This window comes from Bradyrhizobium diazoefficiens (assembly GCF_016616885.1).
GTDB classification, from domain to species: domain Bacteria; phylum Pseudomonadota; class Alphaproteobacteria; order Rhizobiales; family Xanthobacteraceae; genus Bradyrhizobium; species Bradyrhizobium diazoefficiens_F.
Window position 1 is genome coordinate 1935741 of record NZ_CP067102.1, and the last position, 14689, is coordinate 1950429.

At 59.2% G+C, this 14689-nt stretch carries 8 protein-coding genes and 2 pseudogenes; 6 read left to right on the forward strand and 4 right to left on the reverse strand.

Annotation, left to right across the window (positions count from 1 at the left end; all coding sequences use genetic code 11):
• Window positions 1-410: 410 nt before the first annotated feature.
• Together JJC00_RS38930 and JJC00_RS08770 are read left to right on the forward strand one after the other, a co-directional pair.
• A pseudogene (locus JJC00_RS38930) lies at window positions 411-578 on the forward strand (HipA N-terminal domain-containing protein); the annotation flags it as partial.
• Window positions 579-703: 125 nt separating this feature from the next.
• Window positions 704-1900 carry a Fic family protein gene (locus JJC00_RS08770; RefSeq protein ID WP_246774146.1) on the forward strand — a complete coding sequence of 399 codons (1197 nt, stop codon included), beginning with the start codon at window positions 704-706 and terminating at the stop codon, window positions 1898-1900.
• A 734-nt stretch (window positions 1901-2634) separates the two neighbouring features.
• On the opposite strand, the pseudogene JJC00_RS08775 reads toward JJC00_RS08770, so the two are convergent.
• Window positions 2635-2909, reverse strand: a pseudogene (locus JJC00_RS08775) (IS66 family transposase); the annotation flags it as partial.
• A 208-nt stretch (window positions 2910-3117) separates the two neighbouring features.
• Window positions 3118-3861: an outer membrane protein gene (locus JJC00_RS08780; protein WP_200472204.1), complete on the reverse strand. Its 744-nt coding sequence runs from the start codon at window positions 3859-3861 to the stop codon at window positions 3118-3120.
• Window positions 3862-4771: 910 nt separating this feature from the next.
• On the opposite strand from JJC00_RS08780, the gene metC reads away from it, so the two are divergent.
• Entirely contained in the window at window positions 4772-6019 is a 1248-nt protein-coding gene (gene metC / locus JJC00_RS08785; protein ID WP_200472205.1) for a cystathionine beta-lyase, read from the forward strand.
• 228 nt (window positions 6020-6247) lie between these two features.
• Window positions 6248-7678 (forward strand): C4-dicarboxylate transporter DctA, encoded by a 1431-nt coding sequence (gene dctA, locus JJC00_RS08790; RefSeq protein ID WP_200472206.1) that lies wholly within the window; start codon window positions 6248-6250, stop codon window positions 7676-7678.
• A 125-nt stretch (window positions 7679-7803) separates the two neighbouring features.
• On the opposite strand, the gene JJC00_RS08795 is transcribed toward dctA, so the two are convergent.
• Together JJC00_RS08795 and hisC are read right to left on the reverse strand one after the other, a co-directional pair.
• Window positions 7804-8829 (reverse strand): LLM class flavin-dependent oxidoreductase, encoded by a 1026-nt coding sequence (locus JJC00_RS08795; protein WP_200472207.1) that lies wholly within the window; start codon window positions 8827-8829, stop codon window positions 7804-7806.
• A 296-nt stretch (window positions 8830-9125) separates the two neighbouring features.
• Window positions 9126-10217, reverse strand: coding sequence for a histidinol-phosphate transaminase (gene hisC, locus JJC00_RS08800; RefSeq protein WP_200472208.1), 1092 nt, complete (start codon window positions 10215-10217; stop codon window positions 9126-9128).
• Window positions 10218-11865: 1648 nt separating this feature from the next.
• On the opposite strand from hisC, the gene nifA reads away from it, so the two are divergent.
• Both nifA and JJC00_RS08810 read left to right on the forward strand, forming a co-directional pair.
• A complete protein-coding gene (gene nifA, locus JJC00_RS08805) occupies window positions 11866-13632 on the forward strand; it encodes a nif-specific transcriptional activator NifA (protein WP_200472209.1) in 1767 nt (588 codons plus the stop codon).
• 184 nt (window positions 13633-13816) lie between these two features.
• The gene (locus JJC00_RS08810; protein WP_200474051.1) at window positions 13817-14659 is read left to right on the forward strand and encodes an electron transfer flavoprotein subunit beta/FixA family protein; all 843 of its coding nucleotides are present in this window, start codon (window positions 13817-13819) and stop codon (window positions 14657-14659) included.
• Window positions 14660-14689 lie beyond the last annotated feature (30 nt).

The window sequence follows — 14689 nt, forward strand, 5'->3', positions numbered from 1 at the left end:
CGTGAAGCAAAAGGGCCTCGTCGTCCAACTCGGACGCGGGCCTTACGAACTGCGCGCTCACGGGCTGTGAGGAGCCAGAGCTCCCGTAGAGCGCGCTATGAGTATATCAGCTATTATACGCTCAAGCGTATACTGACAGTTATCCCCGAAGCGTATATGGCGTGCCTAGAGAAGTACGCCGTGGACCAAATCGTCCGAACGCCCAAGCAAATCGGAGATTGCCATCCGCCGGCAGCGGCGCTAGCTCGGCCTCAACCAGCCTCAGGGACAAGACAAAGCTAGGCGGTCGAGAGCGGCGCGCCCGGGACTCAGCTCGGAACGCTTTGCGGCATTCTTGCAGCGCTCGACCTCGAGTTCGTTATCCGTTCCAGGACGAAGGCAAAGGCGCCCGAGATCGAGGACATCTTTTGATGGCCCGCCCGCGGCGGCATATCCCGCTGAATGTCTTCTTGAACGGCCGTCTCGTCAGGCGCCTGAACAGGCAATCCAGCGGCGCAATCGACTTTCAGTATGATCCGGTCCTGGCTTGCCTGGGAGCATGCGTTGCCGTGTCGCTATCTCTACCTCTGCGCGAGGACGTGACAATGGTTCCCTAAAGGACTTGAAAACTTTGTGGTCGGACCGCTTATCGAGCCTTTATTGGAGTTTATAGAAATAACCTTTATTATGAGACCAGAACTAGCTCCCCTGCGAAAGGTTTTCCTTGAACCGCGATAATCTCACCCATGCCGTGCGGGAACGACTGAAGCGGCTTCCGGCACCGCATGCCGCGCATTATGGCGTGGTTCCACTTCCCCCACCTGAGGACGGTGTTGCCGTGGGGCCGGTCCTCGCACGGGTCAGGGCGGCGGATGCAGCCCTCGTGCGAATCGAGACGCTCGCCGCCGAACTGAGGGATCCATATCTGATCAGCCGCATACTGCCGCGGCGGGAAGCTGTCAGCAGCTCCGCGATCGAGGGGACCAACAGCACCCTCGACGAACTACTGTCCGGTGAAGAAAGCGAAGATTCCCAGCAGAGCGCAGCGGCGGTCCAGGTACGTGATTACGCGCTCGCGCTCGATGACTTCCTGCCTCAGGCCAAGAAAGAGAAACTGGAAATCTTCACGAGCGGCTTGGTGCAGGATCTGCATCGTGCAGTCATGCGCGGCGACGCCGAAAACAAGGACAAGCCCGGCGAGCTTCGCCAGGTTGTCGTCTGGATCGGCGGCAGAGGCGATATTGCTTACTCAAGCTACAATCCCACGCCACCGTCCGACATTGCCGCGTGTCTTGAGGACACGATGAAGTACATGCGCTGTGAGGGCATGCAGGCTATATACCAGAGCTCCATCGTGCGAATGGCGGTTGCGCACGCGCATTTCGAGGCGGTCCACCCGTTTCGTGATGGCAATGGCCGCGTCGGCCGTCTGCTTCTACCGTTGATGATGGCCGCGGAAGGCATGATGCCGATTTACCTGTCGCCATATATCGAAGCACACAAAAACGCCTACTACGAATCCCTAAAGGCAGCGCAGCAGCGCCTGGAATGGCATGAAGCGGTCGGTTTCATGGCGGATGCGATTGTTGGAACCACCGATGAGCTTCTGAAAACCCGCGATGCATTGTCCGCACTTGGCAATCTGTGGCGGGAGCGGCGGAAGTTTCGTCAAGGCTCGGCCAGCCTGCGCGCGCTCGATCTTCTGCCGCATTATCCGGTGCTGACGGTCAAGCGCCTCGCATCGCTTCTCGACATTACCGTGCCTGCAGCGTCGCAGGCGGTGGAGCAGCTGGTCGAGAATAAAATCCTGAACGAGCGTACCGGCTATGCGCGCAACCGTGTCTTTGCCGCGCCTGATGCCCTGTCGATCATCAACCGCCCCTTCGGCGAGGATCCGATTCTTCCCGGTGCAGGCACCTGATGACTTTTCTCGAGGAGGCGCAGAGATTGACCTTGTTCGATCCTGCCTTGAGGACGTATGCGGAGTACCTCGGCACGCTTCCTGCCGCTGTTGGAGGAGTGGGCGGCCACGCAAGACTATGAACCGATCGACGGGCTAAACTTGGCCGAGGGATTTGCGCGATTCGGATCCGAGGCCGCCTTGTCGGCGATCAGGTGCTTGGTTCGAACGATATCGATCTTCTAGATTCTGACACGGCAGCACATGGCATGCACTGACGACGTTACTGAAAGACAGCATCTTCTGCCACTTCCATTTCTCGAGAGAGTGGTCGCCTGATGTTCCTACAAGGGGAGCATCCGGAGCCGTCTTTATGATCGCCGCCACGGCACGCAAACCGCGCTCGATGTAAGGCGAAATCCACACGGGCGCCACAGCCAGGGAGCGGTTATGGTTCTTTAGAAACGCTGGCGGGCCGGTTCGAACTCGGCTGACCGGAAGGGCAGACTTGAAGCAGCAATTGTTTGAAGTAGTGATAAATCTAATGTGCAACCAAAAAGTGGGATAGATCTCCCGTCGTTCGTGGCGCCACAAAGCAGTCTATCTTGATCGGAAGGCCCGCCATGGCCTCCTGTCCTTGGTCCTAGGACAAAGGACGGAAGCGAATTTACATGAAAAGTCAGGATCTTATTATATTGCTGAAGCTCGTGAGCCTTGAGCAGGCCAAAAATGAGGGCGATGCGCATCCTGGCGAGGCTGAACGCCTTGGCCAGGTCGTGTCCCCGGGAGAGCTTGGCGAGTTGCTCGCGCATATAGACCTGAAGGTCCTCGACCAGAGGCAGCTCAGCGTCCGCCGCACTTGGAGACGCTCCTCGGCGCTTTTTCCGTTGATGGAGCGCTCGATCTCGAACAACGCATCGATCCGGCGCACGACCTCGATCGCGATCGGAGAGAGCGGGATTTCCCTTTTGCTGGCGGCCTTGCGCCGGGCATTCTCTTCGATGTCAGCCATGACGAAGAACGGGCGCCGCCACATCCACGCCAGCGCCATCAGACCGTTCCCGATGCGGTCACCTGAACACACTCAACCGATACGACACGCAAGCTTAATGTCGTGGCGCAACACCTGGCCTGCACGAGAAGGCACGCAGCTCGTTGTTGGAGGCAAATGAACAGCTGAAAAAAGAGCCCCGGCCTGGGGCCGGGGCTCTCGATCCGCCGCTGTAACGCGATGGAAATCAGTATTTAAGAACGACCGGGCCCCAGAACTTGTAGTTGAGCCGCGCGGTCAGCAGGTCGAAATCCTGCCCGATGCGATCGCTAGCGACCGCACCCGCGGGGGTGTTGAAGTTCACGTTCGCGTCTTGCCGGAATATATGGTCGTACTCGACGCCGACCGACCAATTCGGCGCGAAGCCGAGTTCGATGCCCGCCCCGACCACGCCGCCCCAGCGGGTATTGTCGGTGCTCGCCAGCGGCGCGCCGGCGAGGGTGTTGATCTGATAGGTATTGCCGGTCACCGCGGCACCGCCCTTGGCGTAGAGCAATACGTTGTTGATGGCATAGCCGACCTGGCCTGTAAGCAGGCCGAACGACCCGGTCTTGGTCTGATTGATGTCGCCCGGGAAGGCGGCGCTGACATTGGAGCCGTTGAAATCGGCCCAGTTGCCTTGGCCTTCGACACCGAAAACGACCTGGCCCATCTGCCAGCGATAGCCAAACTGGCCACCGACGGTTCCGCCGCTCGCGTCATGAGAGCCTTCGGGCGTGACGCCTCCAAAATCCCAGGAGCTATGGGTCGAACCCCAGCCGCCATTGGCACCGAGATAGAAGCCGCTCCAGTCATAGATTGCGGCCGCGACCGGTGCTGGCGGCGGCGGTGCCTTGGTGTAGATGGGCTGCTGAGCGAGATCGGCGGCGAATACGGGCGCTACCCCGATCAACGCGACGATGCTGGCAGTCACAAGCAACAACTTCTTCATTTCGAATACGCTCCTTCACATGTCCCCTGCGCCACGCGCGTCTTAACAGTGCTGTCGCGAATTGCTGTAGCTGTCGCGCAACATTCTCGCTTTCAGAAGCGCTTGAATCTAACGCTGCGTCAGGTTGTGCGCTCGTCAATCATGATCAAACCGACACAACACGCAGTGGTCCATCGTGTATCGAACCCAACAGCGTACGCGTCAACTCCAATATGGAAGTGAAGTCGTCGTTGCACTCGAACCAGAGCGATCACGACAGGCGCGTGCACTGATGCAGCGACGATCGTAGAGAAACGAGCGAGCGCTACCATGTCGTTCCATTTCCTCTGATCGTCACGACCCGGAAACCGGAAACAGCCACTATCTGGTCCCTCATGACGGATCACGTCACGGTCCGTGACTGGGCTGAAGGCTCAAACGATCAAGACCGGCACTGGCATCAAACGCGGCACGCACGCCGCTAACCTATCACAGACCGCTTCGAACATAGTTGCCGATAATGGCGGGTTCTCAACACGACGCGTTTCGTTCGAGACAAACTGCGCGCGCGACGTCCACGCCGCTGCGCATCCACGATGAGCCGTTGCGATCGAGGGCGCAGCAGGTTTGGCCCACCTCTTGCTTCGATGGCGTTTAAAGGATTTGGCTCGACTTGATAGGAGGCGGTGAATGCCGGCCCGTTGGTGGATCTTACAAGGAGTCGCGCTTTGATACTGCGCCGTCCTGATGTGCGACCAATCTTGATGCGGCGAACGCAACGCAGGTGGTTCTGGTGCGAAGGAACGAGCCGATTTCATTTAGAACGAGGAGGCGACCTGCAAAACCGACTCGCGGCTATTAGGCCCATCCGAACCGCACCTGGTGCCCTTTCCCCCGAGCAGGCCGAACACAATCTCAAAAGCAAGAAGCAATGAAGTACTTGGAGGACAGCAAGGACCTGGACATCGAGACCCGGCTTTCTCGTCTCGGCCGTGCGCCCGCCGAACATTCCGGGATGGTCAACATGCCCGTGTACCGGGGCTCCACAATTGTTTCGGAAACCCTGGAGGAATACGAATCGCGGAACAAAAGCGATCCGGCGGCCAACTACGGCCGCTTTGGCTCGCCTCTTTCCCGAGCACTCGAGCTGGCCGTTTGCGAACTGGAGGGCGGCTATCGCTCGCTGCTGTTTCCGTCGGGGCTTTCTGCCTGCACGCATTCGCTTCTCGGCGTTCTGCGCGCAGGCGATCACGTTCTGATCAGCGACGGCGTCTATACACCTCTCAGGACATTTGCAGACGAGGTTCTCTCAAGACTTCAGATCACGGTGCAATACTTCTCTCCAACGCGGCCTGCAGAGCTTGCAGCGAAAATCACCCACAATACCCGGGCCATCTATCTGGAATCACCTTCGTCCCTCACGTTTGAGGTGCAAAACGTCCCTGCGCTTGCTGCCATCGCCCGTCGCTCCGATGCGCTACTGGTCATGGATAATACATGGGCAACGCCTCTGTATTTCAAGCCTTTTGCGCACGGCGTCGACATCTCGATCCAAGCGGCGACCAAATATATCGTCGGCCATTCAGACGCCCTGCTTGGTATTGCCACTGCGAACGAATCGGCGTGGCCGGCGCTGCGGTCGAGTGCCCATGACTTCGGAGAGATCGCTGGACCGGATGACATCTATTTGGCCCTTCGGGGACTACGTACCCTGGCCGTCCGTATGAGGCGTCATTGGGACAATGGCCTCGAGCTGGCCCAAAGCCTTCAGTCGCATCCAGCTGTCGATAACATTTTGCACCCGGCGTGTCCGAGCGACCCTGGCCATGCGCTTTGGAAGCGAGACTTTTCGGGGGCGAGCGGCCTTTTTGGCCTTGCGCTGAAGCCGATGTCGCAACCGCAGCTTTCGACCTTCTTCAATCGGCTGCGGCTTTTTGGCATCGGCTGGTCGTGGGGCGGATATGAAAGCCTCGTGATGCATGTCGACCCACTGAAGCGCGCGGAAACATCGCTTGCTCTCGCTGGGCCGCTAATACGGGTTCACGCGGGCTTGGAGGACGCGAGCGACCTGATCGCGGATATGTATCAGGCGCTCGATGCGGCTTGGGAGACAAGAAGCAGTCGTGTTGATCCGGACAACGATGATGCGCTCGTCGCTGAGCTCCCCAAACGAGCTTAAGCGCCGTCAACTTGAAGCCGAACCTTGGCTTGGCCAGGAAAGAAGTCGGCCGTGAACGAGTAGTGAAGGGAACGCCATCGGCGCGTTTTGACGAAGAGCGAGAGACCGCTCGTCATCGAGATGTTCTGGCCCACGATTCGTGGGGTCAGAAGTTCGCTCGCGGGATGGTGTCGGAGCAACTCCGGTACCTCATCGAGCGGGACCGCCGCCAAACCTGGGAGGAGCGTTATGACAACCATTGCAGCTGCGCCAACCGCGCGGGCGTCTCGGTCATGGTATAAGGTCCTCTACGTCCAGGTGTTGTTCGCAATCCTCCTCGGCATCATCGTCGGCTGGGGCTGGCCGTCGCTTGCCACCTCTGACTGGATGAGGGCGCTCGGCGACGGCTTCATCAAGCTCATCAAGATGGTGATCGCGCCGATCATCTTCTGCACCGTGGTCTCCGGCATCGCTCATATTCAGGATGCGAAGAAGGTCGGCCGGGTCGGGATCAAGGCGCTGGTCTATTTCGAGATCGTCTCCACCCTCGCGCTCGTGATTGGTCTCGTCATGGGCAATCTGTTCCAGATCGGTCGCGGCCTTGCCGCCAAGCCCGATGCGGCCGCAGTCGCCAACTATGTCGAGCAGGCGAAAGCGACCAGGTTCGTTGATTTTGTTCTGAGCATCATTCCAGACAGCGTGGTCGGCGCGCTCGCGCGCGGTGACATCCTGCAGGTGCTGCTGTTTGCGATTCTGCTCGGCTTTTCACTGATGGCGCTCGGAGAGCGCGGCGCGAGGCTGCGGAGCACGATCGACGACGCTGCGCAGGCCGTGTTCGGCGTGATCGCCATCATTATGAAGGCCGCGCCGATCGGAGCGTTCGCCGCCATGGCATTTACAATCGGCAAGTTCGGACCTTCGGCGCTGGCCAATCTGATCGGATTGATCGCACTGTTCTACGCGACCGCCGCGCTATTCGTGATCGTGGTTCTCGGGCTGATCGCGCGGTTCGTCGGCTTCTCCATCTTCAAGTTCATCGCCTATATCAAAGACGAGCTCCTGGTTGTGCTCGGCACATCTTCATCAGAGAGTGCGCTGCCGCAGTTGATGGAGAAGCTCGAGCGGCTGGGATGCTCGAAGTCCGTGGTCGGCCTCGTGGTGCCGACCGGCTATTCCTTTAATCTCGACGGCACCAACATCTATATGACGCTCGCGACATTGTTCATCGCGCGGGCCCTTGGGCTCGACCTTGCTTTCGACCAACAACTCACGATCTTGATCGTGGCGATGCTGACCTCGAAAGGGGCGAGCGGCGTCAGCGGCGCCGGCTTCATCACGCTGGCAGCGACACTGTCCGCGGTCAACCCGGCTCTGGTGCCAGGGATGGCGATCGTGTTCTCGATCGACAAGTTCATGAGCGAGGTGCGCGCACTTACTAATATCATAGGCAATGGCGTTGCCGTTGTGTTCGTGTCCTGGTGGGAAGGCGAGCTCAACCGGACCACGCTGCATGCACGCCTTGAACGGCGGGTCGATCTGACCGATGTGGAAACGGCGATCGCCACTGCTGACGCCGTTCCTGCCTCGGAGGACACGCGCAATTCAGAAACTGCGCGCGCAAGAGGAGTAACTTGGACTGAACGTGCGCATTGCAAACGCGGACGAACGCATTCGTCATGATACTGTTCACCGCGACCAACGCCTGATGGAGTAGGCGAAGGTCGAGGTCGTGGCTGGTTCCGCGCATTGACGAAACGCGAACGAGCATAGAAGGCGAACTACTGTTGAAACTACGGAATGATGCCTCAGGATTGCCCGAGCAACTCGGATTGGATCGTCGTCGCGGTGTAGAGCGAAGCATCTAGCGGCAAATTGCCAAATGCGAGCTGACAAAGCAGGTAATTTGCGCCTGCTTCCTCCAGCTGATGAAGCAGAACGTTTCGAACGGAGGTCGGCGTTCCGACGATGCACAATTCGCTCTCGATTGCCGCATCGAATGTCAGCGGAAGGGGTTGTGGCAGCGGGATATCATTGAGCTCGTAAAGGAATTTGAAGCTCCGCAGCCATTGCTCGTATGCGGATCTGGCCAGCGAATAAGCGTCCGCCTCAGATCGACCGATCACGATCATGCGCACCAATCCAACAAATGGCCCACGATCGGGGGCGCTGGGGCTGCGTTCGCGATGGGTGTGGTAGGCATCGGTAATTTTGCGGACGCCGGCGGCGGGCCCAACGCAGGCTAGGTTTGCGCCATTGCCCCCGGCCCAGATGGCCGTCTCGGGTCGATTGGTGGTCACCCATATCGGGGGACATGGACGCTGATGCGTGGCTAGTGTCAGGGGGACCTCGTCCAACTGGAAATGTCGACCCTGGTAGGACAAGGCTCCGCCCTCCATTGCCTTCAGGAGAATGTCGTTGGCTTCCTCATACCGGCTTGGCGCCACGTCCTCGGAAATTCCAAAATAGCCGCGCTCGACCGGGAGAGCGCCCCGTCCGAGACCCAGCTCGAGCCTGCCGCCGCTCAACTGATCGAGCATGCAGATCTCCTCGAATGCGCGTAGCGGATGATAGAAATTAAGCAGCATGACCAACGGGCCGAGACGGAGGTGCCGCGTACGCTGCGCGACACTCGACAGGAAAAGACTCGGCGAAGGGCCTCTTCCATGAGGCGTGCAATGGTGCTCAGCCACGTGATACGCATAGAAGCCGAGGCGATCGTATGCCTCCGCCAAGATGAGGCGATCTTCGTATTGACGACCAATATCGCGGCCGTCGTCGTCCAGGTGATCGAAAATGCCGCATGTGAGTTTTGACGAAGGCGGGTGTGTCATTAGAATAGCTCCTTGTTGAGGGGCGACTGCCTGCTCGTTTCCGGGGGATTAAAGGGTCGTATTTATTGTCGCCGCATCTCGCGGTCGTCGGGTCTGGACTTCGATCGGTGCCCATGCCACCGACCGCACGAGATCGCGGTCTGGCTTCGGTTCTGCAACATGCGCAGGGGGAGGCGCTTAATGCGCGGCGTCGTGGCCGGCAGCTGGAGGCGATCTCTGCTTGGCTCGAGCCGCTGTCGTGGTCTTCCCGGCCCATCTGCGGTACAGTGAGAAGAGCGGACATCGGCGCGCGCATCTCATGTCGGGTTTTCTAAGATCGCGGCAACCGCTGCCAAGAACGAGTCCATCTGCTCCGTTGTGCCGATGCTGATGCGGATGCAGTGGTCGAGGCCGTTATCTGCAAAAACAGCAACGAGTATTCCGGCTCTCTCCAGCGCGGCATGCCACCACCTGCCGTCCCGTCCGTTCGGCACACGCGCCAGCAAGAAATTGGTATGGGAAGGCGCTACACAAAACCCGAATTGACGCAATTCGGCCGCAACTCGTTCTCTCTCCTGCTTGATATGCCTATGGTTCTCTTCGTAGGCCGCGCGATGTGAGAGGATGCTGACGCCAACGGCATGCCCTATGACATTCATGTTGAAGACGTTCTGGATGTTTCGCAGTCGTCCAATAACCTCTGGATGACCAAGGCCGAAGCCAACGCGAATGCCGGCGGCCGCATAGCTCTTCGACAAAGTTCTCAAGAGCAGGAGATTGGGGTAGCGGCGGACGAGCCTTAGACCGTTATCAGGTGCGAAGTCGACATAGGCTTCATCCAGCACGACTAAGCGCTCCGACTGTGCAACGAGGCGTTCGATCTCGGCGATAGGGACGAACGTCCCAGTCGGATTGTTGGGATTGGCTAACAAGATGAACTTGGCGTCCTTTGCCGGGCCGAACAGCAACTGGTCAATCGGGATCGAATGCGAATCGCTCCACGAAACTTCGAGAAATTTGGCGCTCTGCAACACAGCTAGCTTGCGATTGAACGAAAACCCGGGAGACATCATTGCGACGCTGTCGCCGGGCCCAAGAAAGGCCCTGTAGATCAGGCCGAGAAGCTCCGACGATCCGTTGCCGGCGATCACATGGTCCTTCGAGAGGCCGTAGGCACTGGCGGCAGCTTCCCTCAAACCGATGTTATCGTCTTCCGGATACAGATACTGACGCTCGAGCGCCGAGATCGCACTTCGCCACACCATTGTTGGTAGTGGAAATGGATTCTCATTGGTGTTTAGCTTCACGTAACGCGCATCTGGCGCCCGCTGGCCGGGCGACTGGGCCTCTAGGTCTTTGGCCGGCTGCGCGAGAGAAGAGAGCACACTTTGCAGTTTTACATCGACCATATTATGTTCCCTCTTGATGCGCAGACGGCAGTCGCCACTGAGAGTGTCCTGAGGCGGTCTAACGAGAAGCCCGTTTCGCACACCTGGCGTGGCGGCCGCCTGGGACGTTGGCGATGCACGAGCCAAATAGCGGCGCTTGAAGTGCTGCGCCTCGCAAGAACGACCTGGTTGTTGGTGCGCGACGTTGCGAGCGCTCTGTCAATCCCAGCCTCGACAGCTTGTAGCGGTGTGGGGTCGCTAAACCAGCCCTTGCAGGCCCAGCGCGATCGACTCGCAAGCCTTGATGTGAAAGTCGGTACATACGTGGCAGCGTCATGCGATGCTCCCCGGCGAGGCACTGACCTACGCCGGTGTTTCTGAAGGCCGTGGCGGCCTGTTTGCCGAACCTACAATTTGACGCTACGTGCGAATCAAGTCCTGTCGACGTGCTCCTCGTACGAATTCGCGCAAGTGTGTGGCGGAAGGCTCGTCGGGCCCGTGTTGGAATTCTGCCCTTTTGTCAGAAAGCAAACACAGCCGATGTCCTGAGTCCGCGTCCCTTCGCGAGACGACATCTGGCTGCGAATTCCGACGCTGTTGATCGCGGTGGCCCAGGTCCTGCAACGCGCTCAAAGATGGCGTTATGGGAACACGGTGTGTGTTTGTGCCTCGATCTTGGCGAAGAATGTGGGACATTCAGTCGGCCGGAGCCGACGACTGGCGCCCGTCGGCCTCACGCTTTCGAAGGTAATATCCCGAGCGAGGACGCAAGACGCTGGTTCCGGCCGCGGCCTCGCGCAATCCCGAGTGCCTTGCTGGAGCGCCGTTTCGAGCAGCCGGCTGGCCGATGGCCCTCTGCACACGTCCGTGAGCGATCCAGCTGCGACCCTGCGACCAGCGTCAATCGCGGCGCGAAGAATGGCTCGCGAACGCAATCGCATGCCTGGATCGACACTGGCGGCATTCCTGCGACGGCGCCGGACGTCACGAAGCTCGCCGTTGACGAGTTCAGTCAGGACTTCGCTCGGTCTATTCCACTTGAACCGGGCAGCCGATGTCGACCGCGTGATCCTGTTCGTTAGCTAAGAGCAACGCCGGCATCGATATCGTGATCGCCGGCGCGCTTACCTGCCTTGGCAAGCAGCGATCAGCCTGCTTGCAAAGCGAGGTTCCCGAGTCTTACGAGCGAAATCGCACGCATCAACACACTGCGTCAGATTCCGGGCAGTGCGATTGCATGCGCGAGTAGGCGTTTTGTCGCATGTCACGAATGAGCATCCCTACGGCGCTCCTCCCGTGGGACTGCACCAGAAGAGACCATTAGCGTCGCATTCGAATGTTTGGCCGGGAAAAAATTCCATTCTGATCGGGAAAAAGATGACGCATGCGCCAAGTTGCTATTCAAAGGTTGCCGACGGCTCGCGGTCGGCTACAGATGGAGTCGGAAAATCGTAGACGCAGATTCATGGAACTCATGCAGTGCACTGTGAACGCAGGACGACCTCGTAACAAGGACGTTAGGACCACGATGCGTTTATAGCAGTGCCATGAAAGAGCGATATCTCTCGCTGGCATCCCTGAATTGCGCACGAGCATCAGACGCAGCATCAAACTCGCAAAATCCAAACAAGATGGTAGGGAGGATGCTGAGAATAACGGAGACGTCGTCATGTTGAACATCGCTTCCGCACACGAAAGGTCCGACTCAGTGTCGGAGACGAGCCAAACCGTTCCCATTGTGACACTGCACGAAAGCGCGGTTGTCGGGATCTTCGAAATCTCGAAGATACTCACCGCCCCCTGCCGGCTCGAGCTCACGTTGGCCAACGTCGTGGATATTCTGCATTCGTTTGTTCAGATGCGGCACGGCATCGTCTCGCTCTTCGACCATGATGGCCAGCCAGACGTTACGGTCGGCGTCGGCTGGACCGAAGGCAGCGACGAGCAGTATCGGATGCGCCTGCCACCGAGAGCAATCGATCAGATCGTGGCGACAGACATGCCGCTCGTCGCCGAGGACATTGCAGTCCATTCGGCGTTCACTACGGCCGACCTCCAAGTGCTCGGTGCCACCGATAACGCACGGGTGTCGTTCATCGGTGTTCCCATTCGGATCGACGCAAAAGCCGTTGGCGCGCTGACCATCGACCGTGTTCTGGACGACAGCTCAAGCGTACGACTCGAATACGACGTGAGACTTCTCACCATGATCGCCAATCTGGTCGGGCAGACCGTGAAGCTGCATCGGCTCTTTGCGACAGACCGCGAGCGACTGATGGCGGAAAAGGATCGATTGCAAAAGCAATTGGCCGAGATCCAGCAACCCGCGCGCGAGCGCAAGAAGGTCAATGTGGAAGGCATTATTGGCGATAGTCCGGCGCTGCGCGCGCTGCTCGACAAGATCGCTGTGGTTGCCAGATCGAATAGCACGGTCCTGCTGCGCGGCGAATCCGGTACCGGGAAGGAGCTGGTGGCCAAGGCTATTCACGCCCTATCGGCGCGCTCCAAGCGGCCGTTCATCAAGCTCAACTGTGCGGCGCTTCCCGAGACGGTTCTGGAGTCCGAATTGTTCGGCCATGAGAAAGGTGCTTTTACCGGCGCCTTTAGTTCACGCAAGGGGCGCTTTGAGCTGGCCGACAAGGGTACGCTGTTTCTGGACGAGATCGGCGAGATCTCGCCCTCGTTTCAGGCAAAGCTGCTGCGCGTCCTGCAGGAGCAGGAATTCGAGCGTGTCGGCAGCAATCAGACCATGAAAGTCGACGTTCGCGTAATTGCCGCTACAAACAGAAATCTGGAGGAGGCGGTCGCAAATAACGCGTTCCGCGCTGACCTCTATTACCGTGTGAGCGTGGTTCCTTTGCTGCTGCCGCCCTTGCGCGAAAGGCGCAGCGACATTCCGCTGCTCGCCGCGGAGTTTCTCAGGAATTTCAACAGCGAAAATGGCCGCACGTTGACGTTCGATCAAAGTGCGACGGACGTCCTGATGAATTGCGGGTTTCCGGGTAACGTCCGCGAACTCGAAAATTGCGTGCAGCGGACAGCGACCCTTGCCCCAGGACCTTCGATCTGCAGAGACGACTTCGCCTGCTGCCATGGCCAGTGCCTTTCGGCGATGCTGTGGAAGGGGGGATCTGAAGACGTGCCGCAGCATGCACGCCCAACTTGCGCAGGGGTCCCGAAGCCGAACAGCGCCGGCGCTGAAGCTGGTCGGTCGGCCGCCGGCGCTGTCTCGCCTGTCCGGGACGAGCAGGTTGGGCTTGGGCCAGCCGGCGCCGCACTCGTAAGTACCGGACAGATGACCGATCCCGAGCGCGTCCTCGCGGCCATGGAGCGATCGGGTTGGGTTCAGGCAAAGGCGGCGCGCCTACTTGGCGTTACGCCCCGCCAGATTGGCTACGCGCTGAGGAAATACGGTATCGAGATCAAGCGGTTCTGAGCGGTGTGGTGTCGCTGCGTACATAGCGCTGTCGCGATGACGACGAATGTCCGAAATGCGTCTGCACGTATTCGAGCACGTCAGGCCCTCAGAACTCATTGTTTTCATCGCCTCATACCTTGAACGGCAGATGGTACGACATTTGCTGTGCTTCTCCGGATTGCGAAAGTCTCTGGAGAACCACATGCACAATGTCGTCTGCATCAAGCAGGTCCCTGATTCCGCACAGATCCGCGTGCACCCTGTGACCAACACGATCATGCGCCAGGGCGTACCAACCATCATCAATCCTTACGACCTGTTCGCACTCGAAGCCGCGCTCGATCTGCGCGACAAGTTTGGTGGTGAGATCACCGTCCTTACAATGGGCCCACCGTCGGCCGAGGATACTCTACGGAAAGCCCTGACCTTTGGCGCCGATCGCGCGGTGCTGCTGACCGACCGTTGCTTCGCGGGTGCGGACACCCTGGCAACCACCTACGCGCTGGCAACCGCCATCCGCAAGATCGGCAAGGACTATGGCCAGCCTGACCTCATATTCACGGGCAAGCAGACGATCGATGGCGACACCGCGCAGGTCGGGCCAGGTATCGCAAGGCGGCTTGCTGTGCAACAGCTAACCTATGTTGCCAAGATCATGACTATCGATCTTACCGCGCGCACAATCGAAGCGGAGCGGCGCTCCGAGGGCGGCAGCCAGGTGCTGCGCGCAAGCCTGCCGTCGCTCATCACCATGATGGAGGCGACCAACCAGATTCGGCGCGGCGCAATGGCAGATGCTTTGCGCGCCGCTCGAGCGCCTATTGTAAAATGGAATGCCCAGGAGGCTGGTGTCGAGGATCTCGCCAAATGCGGTCTCAGAGGCTCGCCCACCGTTGTCAAACGCGTCTTCGCGCCCTCGGCGCGGGCTGAGAAGGCGACGCTCGTAGAGGCGGCCGAGCAGCCGGCGCAGGCGTTGATCGACACCATTTTCAAGCAGAAGCCCAAGCTTGAAACCGAGCTCGCCGCTCTGGCCCGAGGCTCATGACCCGGCGAGAGGTTCGGGCAATCGGCTAGG

Bases quoted from the DNA above. Each gene is read 5' to 3' on its own strand.
- JJC00_RS08780 (WP_200472204.1), bottom strand. From the start codon at position 3,861: ATGAAGAAGTTGTTGCTTGTGACTGCCAGCATCGTCGCGTTGATCGGG.
- metC (WP_200472205.1), top strand. From the start codon at position 4,772: ATGAAGTACTTGGAGGACAGCAAGGACCTGGACATCGAGACCCGGCTT.
- dctA (WP_200472206.1), top strand. From the start codon at position 6,248: ATGACAACCATTGCAGCTGCGCCAACCGCGCGGGCGTCTCGGTCATGG.
- JJC00_RS08795 (WP_200472207.1), bottom strand. From the start codon at position 8,829: ATGACACACCCGCCTTCGTCAAAACTCACATGCGGCATTTTCGATCAC.
- hisC (WP_200472208.1), bottom strand. From the start codon at position 10,217: ATGGTCGATGTAAAACTGCAAAGTGTGCTCTCTTCTCTCGCGCAGCCG.
- nifA (WP_200472209.1), top strand. From the start codon at position 11,866: ATGTTGAACATCGCTTCCGCACACGAAAGGTCCGACTCAGTGTCGGAG.
- JJC00_RS08810 (WP_200474051.1), top strand. From the start codon at position 13,817: ATGCACAATGTCGTCTGCATCAAGCAGGTCCCTGATTCCGCACAGATC.